At 68.4% G+C, this 12,867-nt stretch carries 15 protein-coding genes; 6 read left to right on the top strand and 9 right to left on the bottom strand.

The genetic code is table 11. The features are described 5' to 3' along the window. Both BM228_RS00400 and BM228_RS00395 read left to right on the top strand, forming a co-directional pair. The gene (locus BM228_RS00400) at window positions 1-978 is read left to right on the top strand and encodes a type II secretion system F family protein (protein ID WP_092036133.1); all 978 of its coding nucleotides are present in this window, start codon (window positions 1-3) and stop codon (window positions 976-978) included. A gap of 26 nt (window positions 979-1,004) precedes the next feature. Then, window positions 1,005-1,982: a type II secretion system F family protein gene (locus BM228_RS00395; RefSeq protein ID WP_092036132.1), complete on the top strand. Its 978-nt coding sequence runs from the start codon at window positions 1,005-1,007 to the stop codon at window positions 1,980-1,982. A gap of 3 nt (window positions 1,983-1,985) precedes the next feature. Here the strand turns inward: BM228_RS00395 and BM228_RS00390 are convergent, their stop codons facing one another. Continuing rightward, window positions 1,986-2,219, bottom strand: a complete 234-nt coding sequence (locus BM228_RS00390) for a GcrA family cell cycle regulator (RefSeq protein ID WP_092036129.1) — start codon at window positions 2,217-2,219, stop codon at window positions 1,986-1,988. A gap of 405 nt (window positions 2,220-2,624) precedes the next feature. On the opposite strand from BM228_RS00390, the gene sseA reads away from it, so the two are divergent. Then, entirely contained in the window at window positions 2,625-3,470 is an 846-nt protein-coding gene (gene sseA / locus BM228_RS00385) for a 3-mercaptopyruvate sulfurtransferase (protein WP_092036127.1), read from the top strand. Window positions 3,471-3,584: 114 nt separating this feature from the next. Here the strand turns inward: sseA and BM228_RS00380 are convergent, their stop codons facing one another. From BM228_RS00380 to BM228_RS00365, 4 genes are all read right to left on the bottom strand, one after another. Continuing rightward, a complete protein-coding gene (locus BM228_RS00380) occupies window positions 3,585-4,409 on the bottom strand; it encodes an FTR1 family iron permease (RefSeq protein ID WP_092036126.1) in 825 nt (274 codons plus the stop codon). 30 nt (window positions 4,410-4,439) lie between these two features. Beyond that, on the bottom strand, window positions 4,440-5,756 hold the full coding sequence (locus BM228_RS00375) for a 4Fe-4S binding protein (RefSeq protein WP_425284887.1): 1,317 nt from the start codon (window positions 5,754-5,756) through the stop codon (window positions 4,440-4,442). Between the two features lie 112 nt (window positions 5,757-5,868). Continuing rightward, on the bottom strand, window positions 5,869-6,216 hold the full coding sequence (locus tag BM228_RS00370; RefSeq protein ID WP_092036122.1) for a cupredoxin domain-containing protein: 348 nt from the start codon (window positions 6,214-6,216) through the stop codon (window positions 5,869-5,871). A 15-nt stretch (window positions 6,217-6,231) separates the two neighbouring features. Further along, window positions 6,232-6,795: an iron transporter gene (locus BM228_RS00365; RefSeq protein WP_425284879.1), complete on the bottom strand. Its 564-nt coding sequence runs from the start codon at window positions 6,793-6,795 to the stop codon at window positions 6,232-6,234. 352 nt (window positions 6,796-7,147) lie between these two features. Here BM228_RS00365 and BM228_RS00360 point away from each other — a divergent pair, with 352 nt between their 5' ends. Then, window positions 7,148-9,271 (top strand): carbohydrate porin, encoded by a 2,124-nt coding sequence (locus tag BM228_RS00360; RefSeq protein ID WP_092036118.1) that lies wholly within the window; start codon window positions 7,148-7,150, stop codon window positions 9,269-9,271. A 41-nt stretch (window positions 9,272-9,312) separates the two neighbouring features. Here the strand turns inward: BM228_RS00360 and BM228_RS00355 are convergent, their stop codons facing one another. From BM228_RS00355 to lipB, 3 genes are read right to left on the bottom strand one after another with little or no spacing between them, the layout of a single operon-like run. Beyond that, window positions 9,313-9,651 carry a DUF6883 domain-containing protein gene (locus tag BM228_RS00355; protein WP_092036116.1) on the bottom strand — a complete coding sequence of 113 codons (339 nt, stop codon included), beginning with the start codon at window positions 9,649-9,651 and terminating at the stop codon, window positions 9,313-9,315. Beyond that, window positions 9,648-10,139, bottom strand: a complete 492-nt coding sequence (locus tag BM228_RS00350) for a hypothetical protein (RefSeq protein WP_139234028.1) — start codon at window positions 10,137-10,139, stop codon at window positions 9,648-9,650. Before BM228_RS00350 ends, BM228_RS00355 begins: the two co-directional genes overlap by 4 nt. Window positions 10,140-10,166: 27 nt before the next feature. Continuing rightward, window positions 10,167-10,898, bottom strand: coding sequence for a lipoyl(octanoyl) transferase LipB (gene lipB, locus BM228_RS00345; RefSeq protein WP_092036113.1), 732 nt, complete (start codon window positions 10,896-10,898; stop codon window positions 10,167-10,169). 101 nt (window positions 10,899-10,999) lie between these two features. Between lipB and BM228_RS00340 the strand changes: the two genes are divergently transcribed. Continuing rightward, on the top strand, window positions 11,000-11,305 hold the full coding sequence (locus BM228_RS00340; protein WP_092036111.1) for a FliM/FliN family flagellar motor switch protein: 306 nt from the start codon (window positions 11,000-11,002) through the stop codon (window positions 11,303-11,305). A 4-nt stretch (window positions 11,306-11,309) separates the two neighbouring features. On the opposite strand, the gene BM228_RS00335 is transcribed toward BM228_RS00340, so the two are convergent. Beyond that, the gene (locus BM228_RS00335) at window positions 11,310-12,074 is read right to left on the bottom strand and encodes a GDSL-type esterase/lipase family protein (protein WP_092036109.1); all 765 of its coding nucleotides are present in this window, start codon (window positions 12,072-12,074) and stop codon (window positions 11,310-11,312) included. Between the two features lie 43 nt (window positions 12,075-12,117). Between BM228_RS00335 and BM228_RS00330 the strand changes: the two genes are divergently transcribed. Further along, window positions 12,118-12,774 carry a TetR/AcrR family transcriptional regulator gene (locus BM228_RS00330; RefSeq protein WP_139234027.1) on the top strand — a complete coding sequence of 219 codons (657 nt, stop codon included), beginning with the start codon at window positions 12,118-12,120 and terminating at the stop codon, window positions 12,772-12,774. The last annotated feature ends 93 nt before the right edge of the window (window positions 12,775-12,867 follow it).

Genomic DNA, 12,867 nt, shown 5'->3' with positions numbered 1-12,867 from the left:
ATGGCGGATTCGTCCCAGCTGCCGATCGCCGCCGGCCTGATCGGCATTGCCGTGGCGGCCGTCGCCTACGTGGCGGTGCTGCCGCTGCTCGACGGCCAGCGGCGGGCGAGCAAGCGCCTGAAATCGATCGGCGTCTCGGCCTCCGGGGCGGCGGTGCGCGGCGTCGCGGTCAACCGGCGCGAGCAGGTCGCCAAGACGCTGAGCGAGATCGAGGCGAAGGCGAAGAACGCCAACAAAGCGACCTTGGACCTGAAGCTCGCCCGCGCCGGCCTGAGCTGGACGCCGCGGACCTACTACACGGTGTCGGCCATCTGCGGCACCGTCCTCGGCCTGATGCTGTTCATGATCACCGACAGCCCGGTGGCTGCGGCCGGCGCCGCCTTCGCGGGCGGCTTCGGCCTGCCGGCCTGGATGCTGCGCCGCTTGCGGCTCCGGCGCATCGCCCGGTTCAACAAGGAATTGCCCAACGCCGTCGACGTGGTGGTGCGCGGCATCCGCACCGGCATCCCGGTGGGCGACTGCTTCCGCATGGTCTCGCGCGAGGCCGAGGAACCGGTGCGGTCCGAGTTCAGGACGGTGGTCGAGACCCAGGCCCTGGGGCTCTCGCTCGGCGAGGCGGTCTCGCGCCTGTTCGAGCGGGTGCCGACCGCCGAGGTGAATTTCTTCGCGATCGTGATCAACATCCAGCAGCAATCGGGCGGCAACCTGTCGGAGGCGCTGAACAACCTCTCGGTGGTGCTGCGCGACCGGGCCAAGATGCGCGGCAAAGTCCAGGCGATGAGCATGGAGGCCAAGGCTTCGGCCTCGATCATCGCGTGCCTACCCTTCGGCGTGGCCGGCATCACCACGCTGACCAGCCCGGACTACATCTCGCTGCTCTGGACGACGGATATCGGCAAGATCGCCCTCGTCGGGGCGGCGATCTGGATGTCGCTCGGCGTCCTCACCATCAAGAAGATGATTGCCTTCGACTTCTGAGCCTGACCGGATTCGGATTTCTTTCCATGATCGACGCCATCGCGGAGAAGCTGTTCGATCCCCGGTTCATGGGCATGCTGCTGACCGCCATCGCGGCGGCCGCGACCGCTTTCGCGGTGGCACAGCCCTTCTTCGAGACGGACAAGCTCGGCAAGCGGATGAAGCTCGTCAGCGACGAGCGCGAACAGATCCGGCGGCGGGAGCGCCAGGCGGACCGGCGGCCCAACGAGCGGGCGGCGCTGCGGGTGGCGCCCAAGGCCTACATGAAATCCATCGTCGACCGGTACCAGCTGAACCGCTGGCTCGGCACCGACACGGCCAAGCGCAAGCTGATGATGGCGGGCTATCGCGGCCAGGGCGCGGAGACCACGTTCCTCTTCTTCCGCCTCGTCGTCCCGGTGTCCTCGGTGATCGCGGCAGTCTTCTACCTGTTCGTGCTGGAGGCGATCGACGCCTCCTACTTGGTGCGGATCGGGATGGTGATCGGCGCGGCCTATGGAGGCATCAAGGCGCCGGAGCTGTTCCTGGTCAATGGCGCCAAGAAGCGGCAGGCCGAGATCCGCAGGGCTTGGCCGGACGCCCTTGACCTGACGCTGATCTGCGTCGAATCCGGCATGGCGATCGAGCACGCGTTCCGGAAGGTCAGCACGGAGATCGCCGCCTCCTCGGTGGTGCTGGCCGAGGAACTCGCCCTGATGACGGCGGAGATGTCGTTCCTGCCCGACCGGCGGCAGGCCTACGAGAACCTGTCGATCCGGACCGGGCTGGAACCGGTGAAAGCGGTGGCGACCGCGCTGATCCAGGCCGAGCGCTACGGCACGCCGGTCGGTCAGGCGCTCCGGGTGCTGAGCCAGGAGAGCCGCGACCAGCGCATGACCGAGGCCGAGAAGAAGGCCGCGAGCCTGCCGCCCAAGCTGACCGTGCCGATGATCCTGTTCTTCCTGCCCGTGCTGTTCGTCGTCATCATCACGCCGGCGGTCATCCAGATCATGCGGACGCAGTGAGGCTCAGCGGATGCGGCCGGGACGGGTCGGCTCGAACACGATGCGGCGGTGGAACGCGCACCAGCTCTTGCCGTCGGAGACCGGCGCGCCGCAACAGACCGCGCGGTCGTTCGGCTCGCCGATGATGTACTTGCACACGAAGGCCCCGGACTGCGCGAACGGCACGCGCAGGTCCTCTGACGGCTCCTGGACGCCCTCGGCATCGCCGATCTGAGACATGCGGACGAGTTGATTCATGGCGGTGATCGGCTCAATAAGCAGACTGCGCGGTCGGCAGAGGCGCCCGGCAGAGAGGGAGGATTGAACGCTCGTCCATCGAGCGGCGGCCCCGTCTCGCGTCTCCGGGACTTGCGTCTCGCGGAGCGGCATCCGGGGCGACCCGCCCGAGCCCGCCTCGACGGCCGGCACGGTAAGCGTCATCGTATCGTCGTAACTGGGGTTACAACGATTGAAAACAAGACCAGCGTGCATTCGCTGCATCGGACCACGGTGCCGGGTGCGTAGCTCGCCGCAAATCCGCGGCTCTTCGGCCACGCGCCTCGGGTCCTGACGAAACCGCCCGACCGCGAAGTCTCAGGGTCGCAACCGGGGCCGGCCTGTGGTTTGGTAGGGGCTCGCGCGAACAGAGCCGGATTGCGGATTATGGCCCACCCGCCCCTCGTGACCCCCGAATGGCTGCACGACCGCCTTGAGGCCCCGGACATCGTGGTGCTCGACGCCTCGTGGTACCTACCGGCCGCCGGCCGCGACGCCGCGGCCGAGTTCAAGGCCGCCCATATCCCCGGGGCCTTGCGCTTCGACCTCGACGCCATGAGCGACACCGAATCGAGCCTGCCGCACATGCTGCCGCGCTCCGACGTGTTCGCCTCGCGGATGCGGGCGTTGGGCATCGGCGACGGCACGCAGATCGTCGTCTATGACGGCCAGGGCCTGTTCTCGGCCCCGCGGGTCTGGTGGATGCTCAAGACCTTCGGGGTGCGGGACGCGCTGGTGCTCGATGGTGGCCTGCCCGCCTGGATCGCGGCCGGCTACCCCACCGAGGACGGCGACCCGGCGCCCCGCGAGCGGCGCCACTTCACCGCCCGGCTCGACCACGGCGCCGTGGCGGACGCCAACGACGTCGCCCGGGCCCTGGAGACCGGCTCGGCCCAGGTGGTCGATGCCCGCTCGGCCACCCGCTTCCGCGGCGAGGAGCCGGAGCCGCGGCCCGGCGTCCGCCCGGGCCACATGCCCGGGGCGCACAACCTACACTACGCGTCCCTCCAGCGCGACGGCCGCCTGAAGAGCCCGGAGGAACTGGAGACGCTGTTCGCGGAGGCCGGCATCGATGCCGACCGACCGGTCGTGACCACCTGCGGTTCCGGCGTGACCGCGGCGATCATCACCCTGGCGCTGGAGACCATGGGCCGGCCGGCCCGCGGCCTCTACGACGGGTCTTGGTCGGAATGGGGGGCGGACACGGCGCGCCCGGTTGCGACAGGCGCCTAATCGCGGTTTCAAAAGGTCGAGACCTTTTGCGGGTCCAGGGCAGAGCCCTGGTCCATCATCAGGGCTCTGCCCTGACGACCCGCCAAAGGGCACGGCCCTTTGCAAACCCCTGACTTAAGCCGTGCGCACCGACCGGCGCTTGTCGGCGGCGCTCCACTGCATCAACCCGACCATCACGGCGATGGTGCCGACATAGACCAGCCCTTGCAGGGCGGTGGGCCGGTCGGTGTAGCCGACGAGCGCGTGCAGCACCCGGCCCGGCCAGGAATTTTCCGCGATCACCCCGGAGCTGTTCCACAGGGTCTGGCCGAGCACATCCACCACACCGGCATTGGCCAGGAACTGCGCGGCCTGCGAAGCCAGCCCCGCGGCGAGGAAGATGATCAGCGCGCTGGTGATCGAGAACACGTAGCGGCTCGGGATCGAGGCGAGGCCGAAATAGGTCACGGCCGAGAGGAGGATGCCCGCGCCGATGCCCGCGAAGGCGCCGAACTGGATATCCGCGCCCGACGTGCCCGAGGCCACGAGGCCGTAGAGGAACAGCACCAGCTCGGCGCCCTCGCGCAGGATCGCGGCGCCGACGACGATCGAGAGCGCGGCCGCCTCGCGCTCGCCCGAGCGCACCGCCTCGCCGGCCGCCCGCAATTCGCCCGCGAGCTCCTTGCCGTGCTTGCTCATCCAGGTGTTGTGCCAGATCAGCAGCAGCACCGCGACGATCAGCACCGCGGCGTTCAGGATGTCCTGCCCGCTGCCCTCGAAGGCGTCGGAGATTGTTTCGGCGAACAGCGCCACGAGGCCGGCCCCGACGAGACCGCCGGCCACGCCGAGCAGCACCCAGCGCATCCGGCCCGGGATGCCGCGCGTGGCCGCGAGCACGATCGAGATGATCAGGCCCGCCTCAATGACTTCGCGGAAGGCGATGATGAAGGCGCCAATCATGGCGTTCTCCTCAGTTGAACGCGGACCGCGCTACCAGACCCAGAACAGGAGCACCCAGTTGGCGACCGAGAGGGTCACCGCGGATGCGATGCAGGCGGTCGCCGCAGCCCGCTGGAGGCCGCCCGCCGCGAGGCCGGCGACCCGCCAGGCGAGCCACACGCTCCATAGGCCGGAGCCGATCAGCATGGCGGCGCGGATCTCCGACACATACGGGATAACGATGCCGTCGCCGCGCAGGAACGTGACGGTCAGCGCCGAGAGGCCCAGGAAGACGCCGCAGCCCGCCACCGGGATCAGCGTCTGCGTGAGGTGATGGAAGCGCCGCAGCGACCAGCCGCCGAGCGCCAGGGTCGCCAGCGCCACGATCCCCGACAGGGCGAGCCCGAGGATCACGGTCGCGGCGCCGATGTAGGCCAGCAGCAACCCGCCGTCGAGCAGGGTCATCACGTCGCTGCGGTCGGGATAGTTCGTCAGGATGAACCAGGGCGCCGACATTTCCAGCGGCCAGGTGATCCCGCGCTCGATCAGCCAAGTGGCGAGCCCTTGCTTGGCCTCGACGAACCAGGGGCTCGACGACCACTGGAACGCGCCCACCGCCAGGGCCAGCATGCCGAACAGGATCAGCACGGTCTGTTCCAGGCTCGGCTCCTGGCCGGCGACGTGGACGATCTCGTGGTTGGGCGCGCGCAGGGCGAGGCGCACGGCGCCGCGATGGCCACTGCAACGCCCGCACATGTGGCAGGAGCCGGCGCCGCGCATCGCCTTCACCGGCACCAGGGGCGCGCAATTGAAAGCCTCGGTGCCCCGCACGGGCTTGGGCGAGGCGGCCCAGGCGGCACGGTCGACCTGGAAGCTGATCGGCGCAAGCTTCGAGAGCACCGCGAACACGCCGTTGACCGGGCAGAGATAGCGGCACCAGACCCGCTTGTTGCGCCCGTAGAGCATGCCGACGATGATCGCCGCGACCGTCGAGCCGCCGAGCACCGCGAGTACCGGCTTCGGATAGCCGTAGACGCTGGTCAACTGCCCGTAGACGGTGGTGCCGGCAAACGCCAGGAACGGCCAACCCTGCCAGGTGATCCAGCGCGGCACGGCATAGCCCCGGCTCCACCGGCTGGCGAACTCGCTGAGCGCCCCCTCGGGGCAGAGGACCCCGCACCAGGCCCGGCCGACCAGCACCATGCTCAGGAGCACGAACGGCCACCAGATGCCCCAGAACGCGAATTGCGCGGCGAGCGTCAGGTTGGTCCAGATATGGGCGGTGTTGTCGGGCAGCGGCAGCAGCGCCGGCACGATCACCAGCACGCCGTAGACCCCGACGATCACCCACTGCACGGCGCGGATCATCCAGCCATGCAGCCGCAGCCAGTCGCCGAAGCGGGCGAGCCGCTCGTCGATCAGGTCCCGGCGCGAAGGCGCGTCGGCGAGGAGGGCTGGGGCCGCCACCGTCAGGATGCGCTCATTTGGCCACCAGGGTGGCCTTCGCCTCGGGATGGAAATCGTCGAACACCTGGTAGGTGCCGGGATCGAGGGTCCGGAACACGATCGCCGAGGTGGAACCCCCGGCCAGCGCCTTCTCGCGCTTGAGTTCCGTGCTCTCGAACTCCACCGGCGACTGGCCGGTATTCGAGATTTCCAGCTTGAACCGCGTGTTGGCCGGCACCTCGATGGTCGCCGGCAGGATCACGCCGTCCCGCATCTCGACCTTGATCACCGGCATGTCGTCCGCGCGCGCGGACGCTGCCCCCCAGGAGGCTGCGAGGAGGGCGGCGGCGGCAAGACGAAAAGGGCGCGACGAGCGTGACACGGCTGTTCCTGCGGTTCAGTAGGCGCCCTTCTTGCCGACTCCGGCGAAGGTGAAGTCCTGGGTCACGTCGAAGGGCTCGAACCACGGGCCGACCCCGGTCTCCTTGTCGACGTGGCGGCCGAAATGGCTGTTTTTGCCGGGGGGCGCGACCGTGACCTTGAGTCGGTAGCGGCCGGGACCGAACAGCTTGACGTTGTCGCCGTAATGCGGGCCGTCATTGGCGACCATCGGCATCAGCTCGCCCGAGACCTTCTGGTCCGTGGGCTTGTCGCCGTCGAGCTTCACCGCCTCGAAGCGGATCTCGAGGGCGGGCACCCAATCCCCTTCCGCAAAACCGTTCCGGTTATCCTTGGCGGCCCGGATATCCGTCTCGAGATGCAGGTCCGACTGCGCGGCGTCGCGCATCATGCCGGGCGGGTCCATCTCGATCGGCTGGAGGTACACGGCAGCGACTTCGAGGCCGTTCTTGGTCACGTGCGGACCGATCGGCACCTCTTTCGCCGAGACGGTCCCCGCCGTCGCGAGAAGGGCACACGCAGCCAGGCCGCGGAGAATCGGGAGAAGAGTCGATGCGCGCATGGTTGGGCACATAACGCCCTTGGCAGAGGTTTCAAAGAGGCAAACCGCCGCAAATCAAATCATAATAATTCTAATCTAATATCATTACACGGCAGGTGAATGGCAATTCTTGGCCTTTACCTGAGGATACGTCAGGTTTCGGTGCAAGCGCGGAAGTTATTCCGCTCGCTGTGTCCGCGCGTATCTTGACCTTCGGAAGGATGTGGGGATCGTCATGCCGCTGCCATGCGCGCCCCCCAACAATGGCGTGCAGGCCGGAAAAACGGTGCGGCCTGTGTTCGAGACGGTCCGAGACGGCTTGCGCATCCGCACAGCCCATTATAGCAAGTGCTATATCTTTTCTGCGAGTCCGATGCCGCCCCGTTCCGCGTCTCTCATCCGTACTGCCTTCGTCCTCGCGGCGCCCCTGATCGCGTCCGCCCCGGCGATCGCGGCCGACCCGGCGGCGCGGCGTCCCGCAGCGGATCTCCCCGTCTACACGGATTGGTCGGGCGGCTATGTCGGCCTCCAGGGCAGCGCGGGCGGATCCTACGGCGCCTATAATTTCGGGCCGACGACGATCGGCGACCGGGCGGTTCCGGCGTTCAAGAGCGGCGATTCCACGGGCCGCAGCGATCAGGGCCGCAACGCCACCACGGCGGTCGGGGGCGTGTTCGGCGGCTGGAACTGGCAGACCGGCCCCTGGGTCTACGGGGTCGAGGGCAGCTTCGACGTGGCGAACCTGAAGCGGCCGGTGCCCTCGACTATCCTGGGCTTCGGCTACGAGGATGCCGACCCGCCCTTCAACATCGTGCGGGCCAAGACCGACCTGTACGGCACCCTCCGGGCCCGGATCGGCTACAGCTTCGACCGTTACCTGGTCTACGGATCCTTCGGCCTCGCGGGCGCCAATGCCCGCTTCCTGGCGGACTATCCGGATCTCGACGCGGGCGGCCAGAACACGGCGCGGCGCGAGCTCGGCTATCTCGGCTTCACCCTGGGCGCGGGCATCCAATACGCCATCAGCGACTCGCTCGCCCTCGGGATCGACTACCGCTACATCGATCTCGGCGGCAGCCGGCGCTTCTCCCTGGGCTACGTGCCGGGGGACGATGGCGGCCCGGTCACGTCCCGGGCGAGCTTCACCTCGAACCAGCTGTTCGCGCGGCTGATGTGGTTCCCGGGCGGCCTGAAGGTCCCGGCCGATCCCGACGAGACCGCCCCGCACGATCCCGACAACGGCGATACCGGGCGCTTCTCGCTGCACGGCCAGACGACGCTGATCGCCCAGGGCGTGCCGGGCTTCCGCTCGCCCTACGAGGGTGCGCAGAGCCTGATCCCGCACCAGGCCCGCCAGACCACCACGGCCACGATCTTCCTCGGGCTCAAGCTCACCGACAGCACCGAGCTGTACTACAACCCCGAGTTCAGCCAGGGCTTCGGCCTGTCGCGGACTTTGGGCGTCGCGGGCTTCGTCAACGGCGAGGCGCAGAAGGCCGGCGCCCCGTTCCCGAAGCTGCGCTCGAACCGCTACTACGTGAAGCAGACGATCGGGCTCGGCGGCGAGACCGTGGAGGTGCCGGACGGGCCGAACCAGGTCGCCACCCGGTACGATGCGGAGCGGATCACCCTGATCGCGGGCAAGTTCGCGCTCGGCGACTTCTTCGACGGCAACGTCTACGCGCACGACCCGCGGGTCGACTTCTTCAACTGGTCGCTCTGGGGCGCCTCGGCCTGGGACTTCCCAGCCAACCTCCCTGGCTTCACCCAGGGTGTCTACGCCGAGTACAACCGACCGGACTTCGCGATCCGCGCCGCCTACACGCAGGTGCCAAAGGAGCCGTCGAGCGATGTGCTCGACCCGCGGGTGTTCCGCCGCGCCGGGCTGAACGTCGAGTTCGAGGAGCGCCACGTGCTCCCGTGGCTGGAGCAGCCGGGCAAAATCCGCATCGGGCTGTTCTCGAATGTCGGCGTCTCGGCCAACAACCGCGAGGTCGTCACCCTCACCCAGCTCGGCCTGTTCGACAACGGCAGCGATGCTGCGCTCGCGACCCGCAAGCCGCGCCGCAAGACCGGCGGCTACATCAACCTGGAACAGGCTCTGACGCCCGAGCTCGGCCTGTTCGCCCGGGCCAGCCTGAACGACGGGCGCACGGAGAACATCTCCTTCACCGATATCGACCAAAGCTTCTCCGGCGGCCTGTCCCTGAAGGGCAAGGCCTGGGACCGGCCGGACGACACGATCGGCCTCGGCACGGCGATGAACCGGCTCTCACCCTCGCACCGCGCCGCCTTCGCGGCGGGCTTCTACGGCCTGCTGATCGGCGACGGGCGGCTCAACTACGGCAGCGAGCGGGCGCTGGAGACCTACTACGCTCTGAATCTCACGAAGTTCGTGACCCTGACCTTCGACTACCAGTTCGTGAACAACCCCGGCTACAATCGCGACCGCGGGCCGTCCCACTTCTTCGCGTCGCGGCTACACGCGGATTTCTGATCGGTCCGCGTGATCCGACAGGGCGATCCTGAGCTACGGCGTCAGCGCTCCTCATCGGGATAGGCTGTGACGAGGCGGGCAACAGTCTCGCCCGGCGGGACGATCCACACCGTCAGGATGCAGGGATCACGGCCATCCGGTGTCCGGACGCGGCAGCGGACCGTGTATTTCACACCCCAACGGCTGTGCTCCGTATCCGCGACGGGATTATGGTCCGGATGAGCGATGAAGGCTGCCGTGATGACCTCCGGGTGGCCGAGCGAGAAGCCGAAGGCCTGGAAGAACGCCGCCTTGGATCCACCGACGGGATGATCCGGTCGGAGCAGGTAGTCGGTGAGCTTGGCCGGCGGCACGGTTCGGGGCGGAACGGCGGCAGTCACGCCGCAGCGATCCGAGACACGCTCGGCGCCGGAACCGTCGCCACGGCGTGGAAGGGCTCGACGAACTCCACCTCGTAGGCTTCGCCGTCGCCGTGGACGAACACCACGGCGCCGCGGGCGCCCTCCGGAAGCCTGCGCCCATCCTTCAGAGCCAGGCTGCTGGATAGCCTGACCATGCTATGTTCGGGAATCGCTTCTGCGCCGGCACCGAGCATGCGCCGCAGGTTTCCGACAAAGACTTCGGAGAACACACCCTCGTCGATGGCCTTGCGCAGAAGCCGCAGAAGATCGTCCTCCGGCAGATCCAGGGGCCGGGCCTGAAAGCGGCCATCCTTCCACCAGGAGAAGCGAATCTCGTCGGCCCCGGTGGCTCGAATCCGCAACCGCTCGATGCGCGCGCCCCCCTCGTCGGCGCTGGCGATCTCATCCGCGTATCTCGTCGAGCGCATCGGCCGCCCCTCCATAACCGTACGATACACGATGGCCACGCCGTACGCGTCGTCCGGACGAAGCCGCTAGGGCTCCGCCTCGATCACCGTCGCTCCAAAGATCGCCTCGAAGGCCGCCCGCAGTTGCATATCGACCTCCGCCAGGCTCACCGGCAGGCCGAGATCGACCAGGCTCGTCACCCCGTGCTCGCGCACGCCGCAGGGCACGATGCCGGCGAAGTGCGACAGGTCCGGCTCGACGTTCAGGCTGATCCCGTGGAAGCTGACCCAGCGGCGTACCCGGATGCCGATGGCGGCGATCTTGTCCTCCACCCCCGGCCCCTTCTCCGGGCGGCGCACCCAGACGCCGACCCGGTCCTCCCGGCGCTCGGCCCGGACGTTGAAGGCCGCCAGCGTCTCGATCAGCCAGCCCTCCAGGCTCGCCACGTAGGCCCGCAGGTCCCGGCTGCGCCGGTCGAGGTCGAGCATCACGTAGGCGACCCGCTGGCCCGGGCCGTGATAGGTGTATTGGCCGCCCCGGCCGGTGACATGGACCGGGAATCGATCTGGCGTCACAAGATCCTCGGGCTTGGCCGAGGTGCCGGCGGTGTAGAGCGGCGGGTGCTCCAGCAGCCAGACGCATTCGGCCGCCGTGCCGCGTGCGATCTGCTCCACCCGCGCCTCCATCCAGGCGACCGCCTCCGCGTAGCCCACCGGTGCATCGCTCACGCGCCAGGACACCGGACCCGCGACCGGATCCGAGCCGGGCCGCTTCGGAAAGGCGTGCGGCGAGACCGTGAGGCGGGCTGCGTTTACCAAGGGTTCACTATCCTGCGTCGATGGTCGAAGCCTTCAACATCCGCGGCCGGCGGTTGCAAGGCTTTGATGCTCGGTCGGCTGCGAGACGGGATGGGCAGGCGGTGGCGGTCTTCGAGACCCTGAAGGTCGATCTGACGGTGGTGCTCGGCCGGGCCCGGATGCCGCTGCACATGCTGCTGCGCATGGGCCGGGGCGCCGTGATCGAGCTGGAGGCCAGCGACAGCGACATGGTCGAGATCCTGGCCAACGACCACCCGATCGCCCGCGGCCAGATCGTCGTGACCGGCGACCGCATCTCCGTCGAAGTGACGGAATTGATCCGCAAGGCGGCGGCGATTGTCGAGCCCGGCACCACCATCGGCGACAGCGCGACACCGTTCTTCGAAGATAGCTACGCGTCCGATTGAGCGGTCACGGCTCCCCGTCGTCCAGCGTCTTGCGGATCACGGGGGCGATCGCGGCCGCCAGCTGACGGTGATCGGCCGGAGACAGGTGCAGGCCATCGGCTCCGTGTGCGGCACCTCCGATCGCGGATGCGGCATCGAAGCTCGGGATCCGGGCCTTTGCCGCCGCCTGCGCAAAAGCTTCGGCGAAGTGCTGCGATTTCTCCCGGCCACCGTCATAGCGCTCGCTCCAGCCCCGGATCGGAATCGGGGCGACCTGGACCGGCGACACCAGCAGCACGCGCGGCGCCGGATAGGCGTTGCCGATGCCTCCCGAGGAGGCCTGAACCTGCCGTGCGAGCCCGGCCGCGGCGTCGGCCACCTGCTGCGGCGAGCGTCGATAGCGGGCCTGGAGATCGTTCGTGCCGAGCATGATCACGACCAGATCGAGGGGCATATTGGCCGCGATCGACACCGGCAGATGTTTTGAGCCGTTGACCGTGTCGGGCCGAATGATGCTGTCCGGCCAAGCCTCACCGTCGAGGTCGGTCGTGCGCAGGTTGAGCCCATCCTCCACCACCTCGTAATCGGCACCGAGCGCCTGCTGGAGCAGGCCCGTCCAGCGCTGGTCGCGCCCGTAACGGCGGGCCGGCTGGCCATCAGGGCTCGCCACATAGCCCCAGGTGTTGCTGTCCCCATAGATCAGGACCCGCCGCGGGTCGGCCTGCGCCCCCGCGCCGAGACCGACGCCGAGAGCGAGAGCACCCAGAGCGACGATCGCATGCCGCATCATCCGAAAGCCTTTTTGCAGGAATCGCTACAGAATTGAGGACGGCTTGCGGCGCGCCTGTCAAGGCATTATTGCAGTGGTCGCTATGGAAATCGAAAACCCGTCGGGTCGGAGAGCGCGCGGCCGGCCACGCCAGTTCGATCGCCAGGAAGCCCTGGAGACCGCCCTGGCCCTGTTTCAGGCCCGCGGCTACGAGGGCACGTCGATCGCCGATCTGACGGACGCCATCGGCGTCACGGCGACCAGCCTGTACGGCGCATTCCAGAGCAAGGAAGCCCTCTTCGAGGAGGCGGTCGCCCTCTATCAGCAGCGCGACGGCGCGTTCGCCGCGGAAGCCCTCGAACGGCCGGGAAGTGTGCAGGCGGCGATCCGGACTCTGCTGACACAGGCGGCGCAGCATTATGCCGCCAGCGACCGTCCTGGCGGCTGCTTCATCTCGCTGGGCCTGCTGAGCTGCGGGCCGGACCATCACGCGATCGCCCGGCGCATGACCGCTCGGCGGATCGCGGCACGCGAGGCCATCAAGGCCCGGCTCGATCGCGGCAAAAGCCAAGGTGAATTGCCGGAGACAAGCGATACCGAGGCGCTGGCCGCGTTCTACGCCGCCACCCTGCAGGGTCTATCGGTGCAGGCGCGGGATGGCGCCTCCGAGCAGGACTTGCAGGCCATCGTGGACCTGGCCCTCCTCCCCCTCTGCACCTGACTCAAAGACCGCCGTTTCCGCCGGGGAGGCGCGTAATTTCCGCTCTGAGAGGCGACGGAGCGAGCGGAGCGCTTGTCGGCGGCGGATCGATCT

Source organism: Methylobacterium pseudosasicola (assembly GCF_900114535.1).
In the GTDB taxonomy this organism is placed as follows: Bacteria; Pseudomonadota; Alphaproteobacteria; order Rhizobiales; family Beijerinckiaceae; genus Methylobacterium; species Methylobacterium pseudosasicola.
Note: the sequence above shows the minus strand (reverse complement) of the source record. Positions and strands in the feature narration are given on the sequence as shown.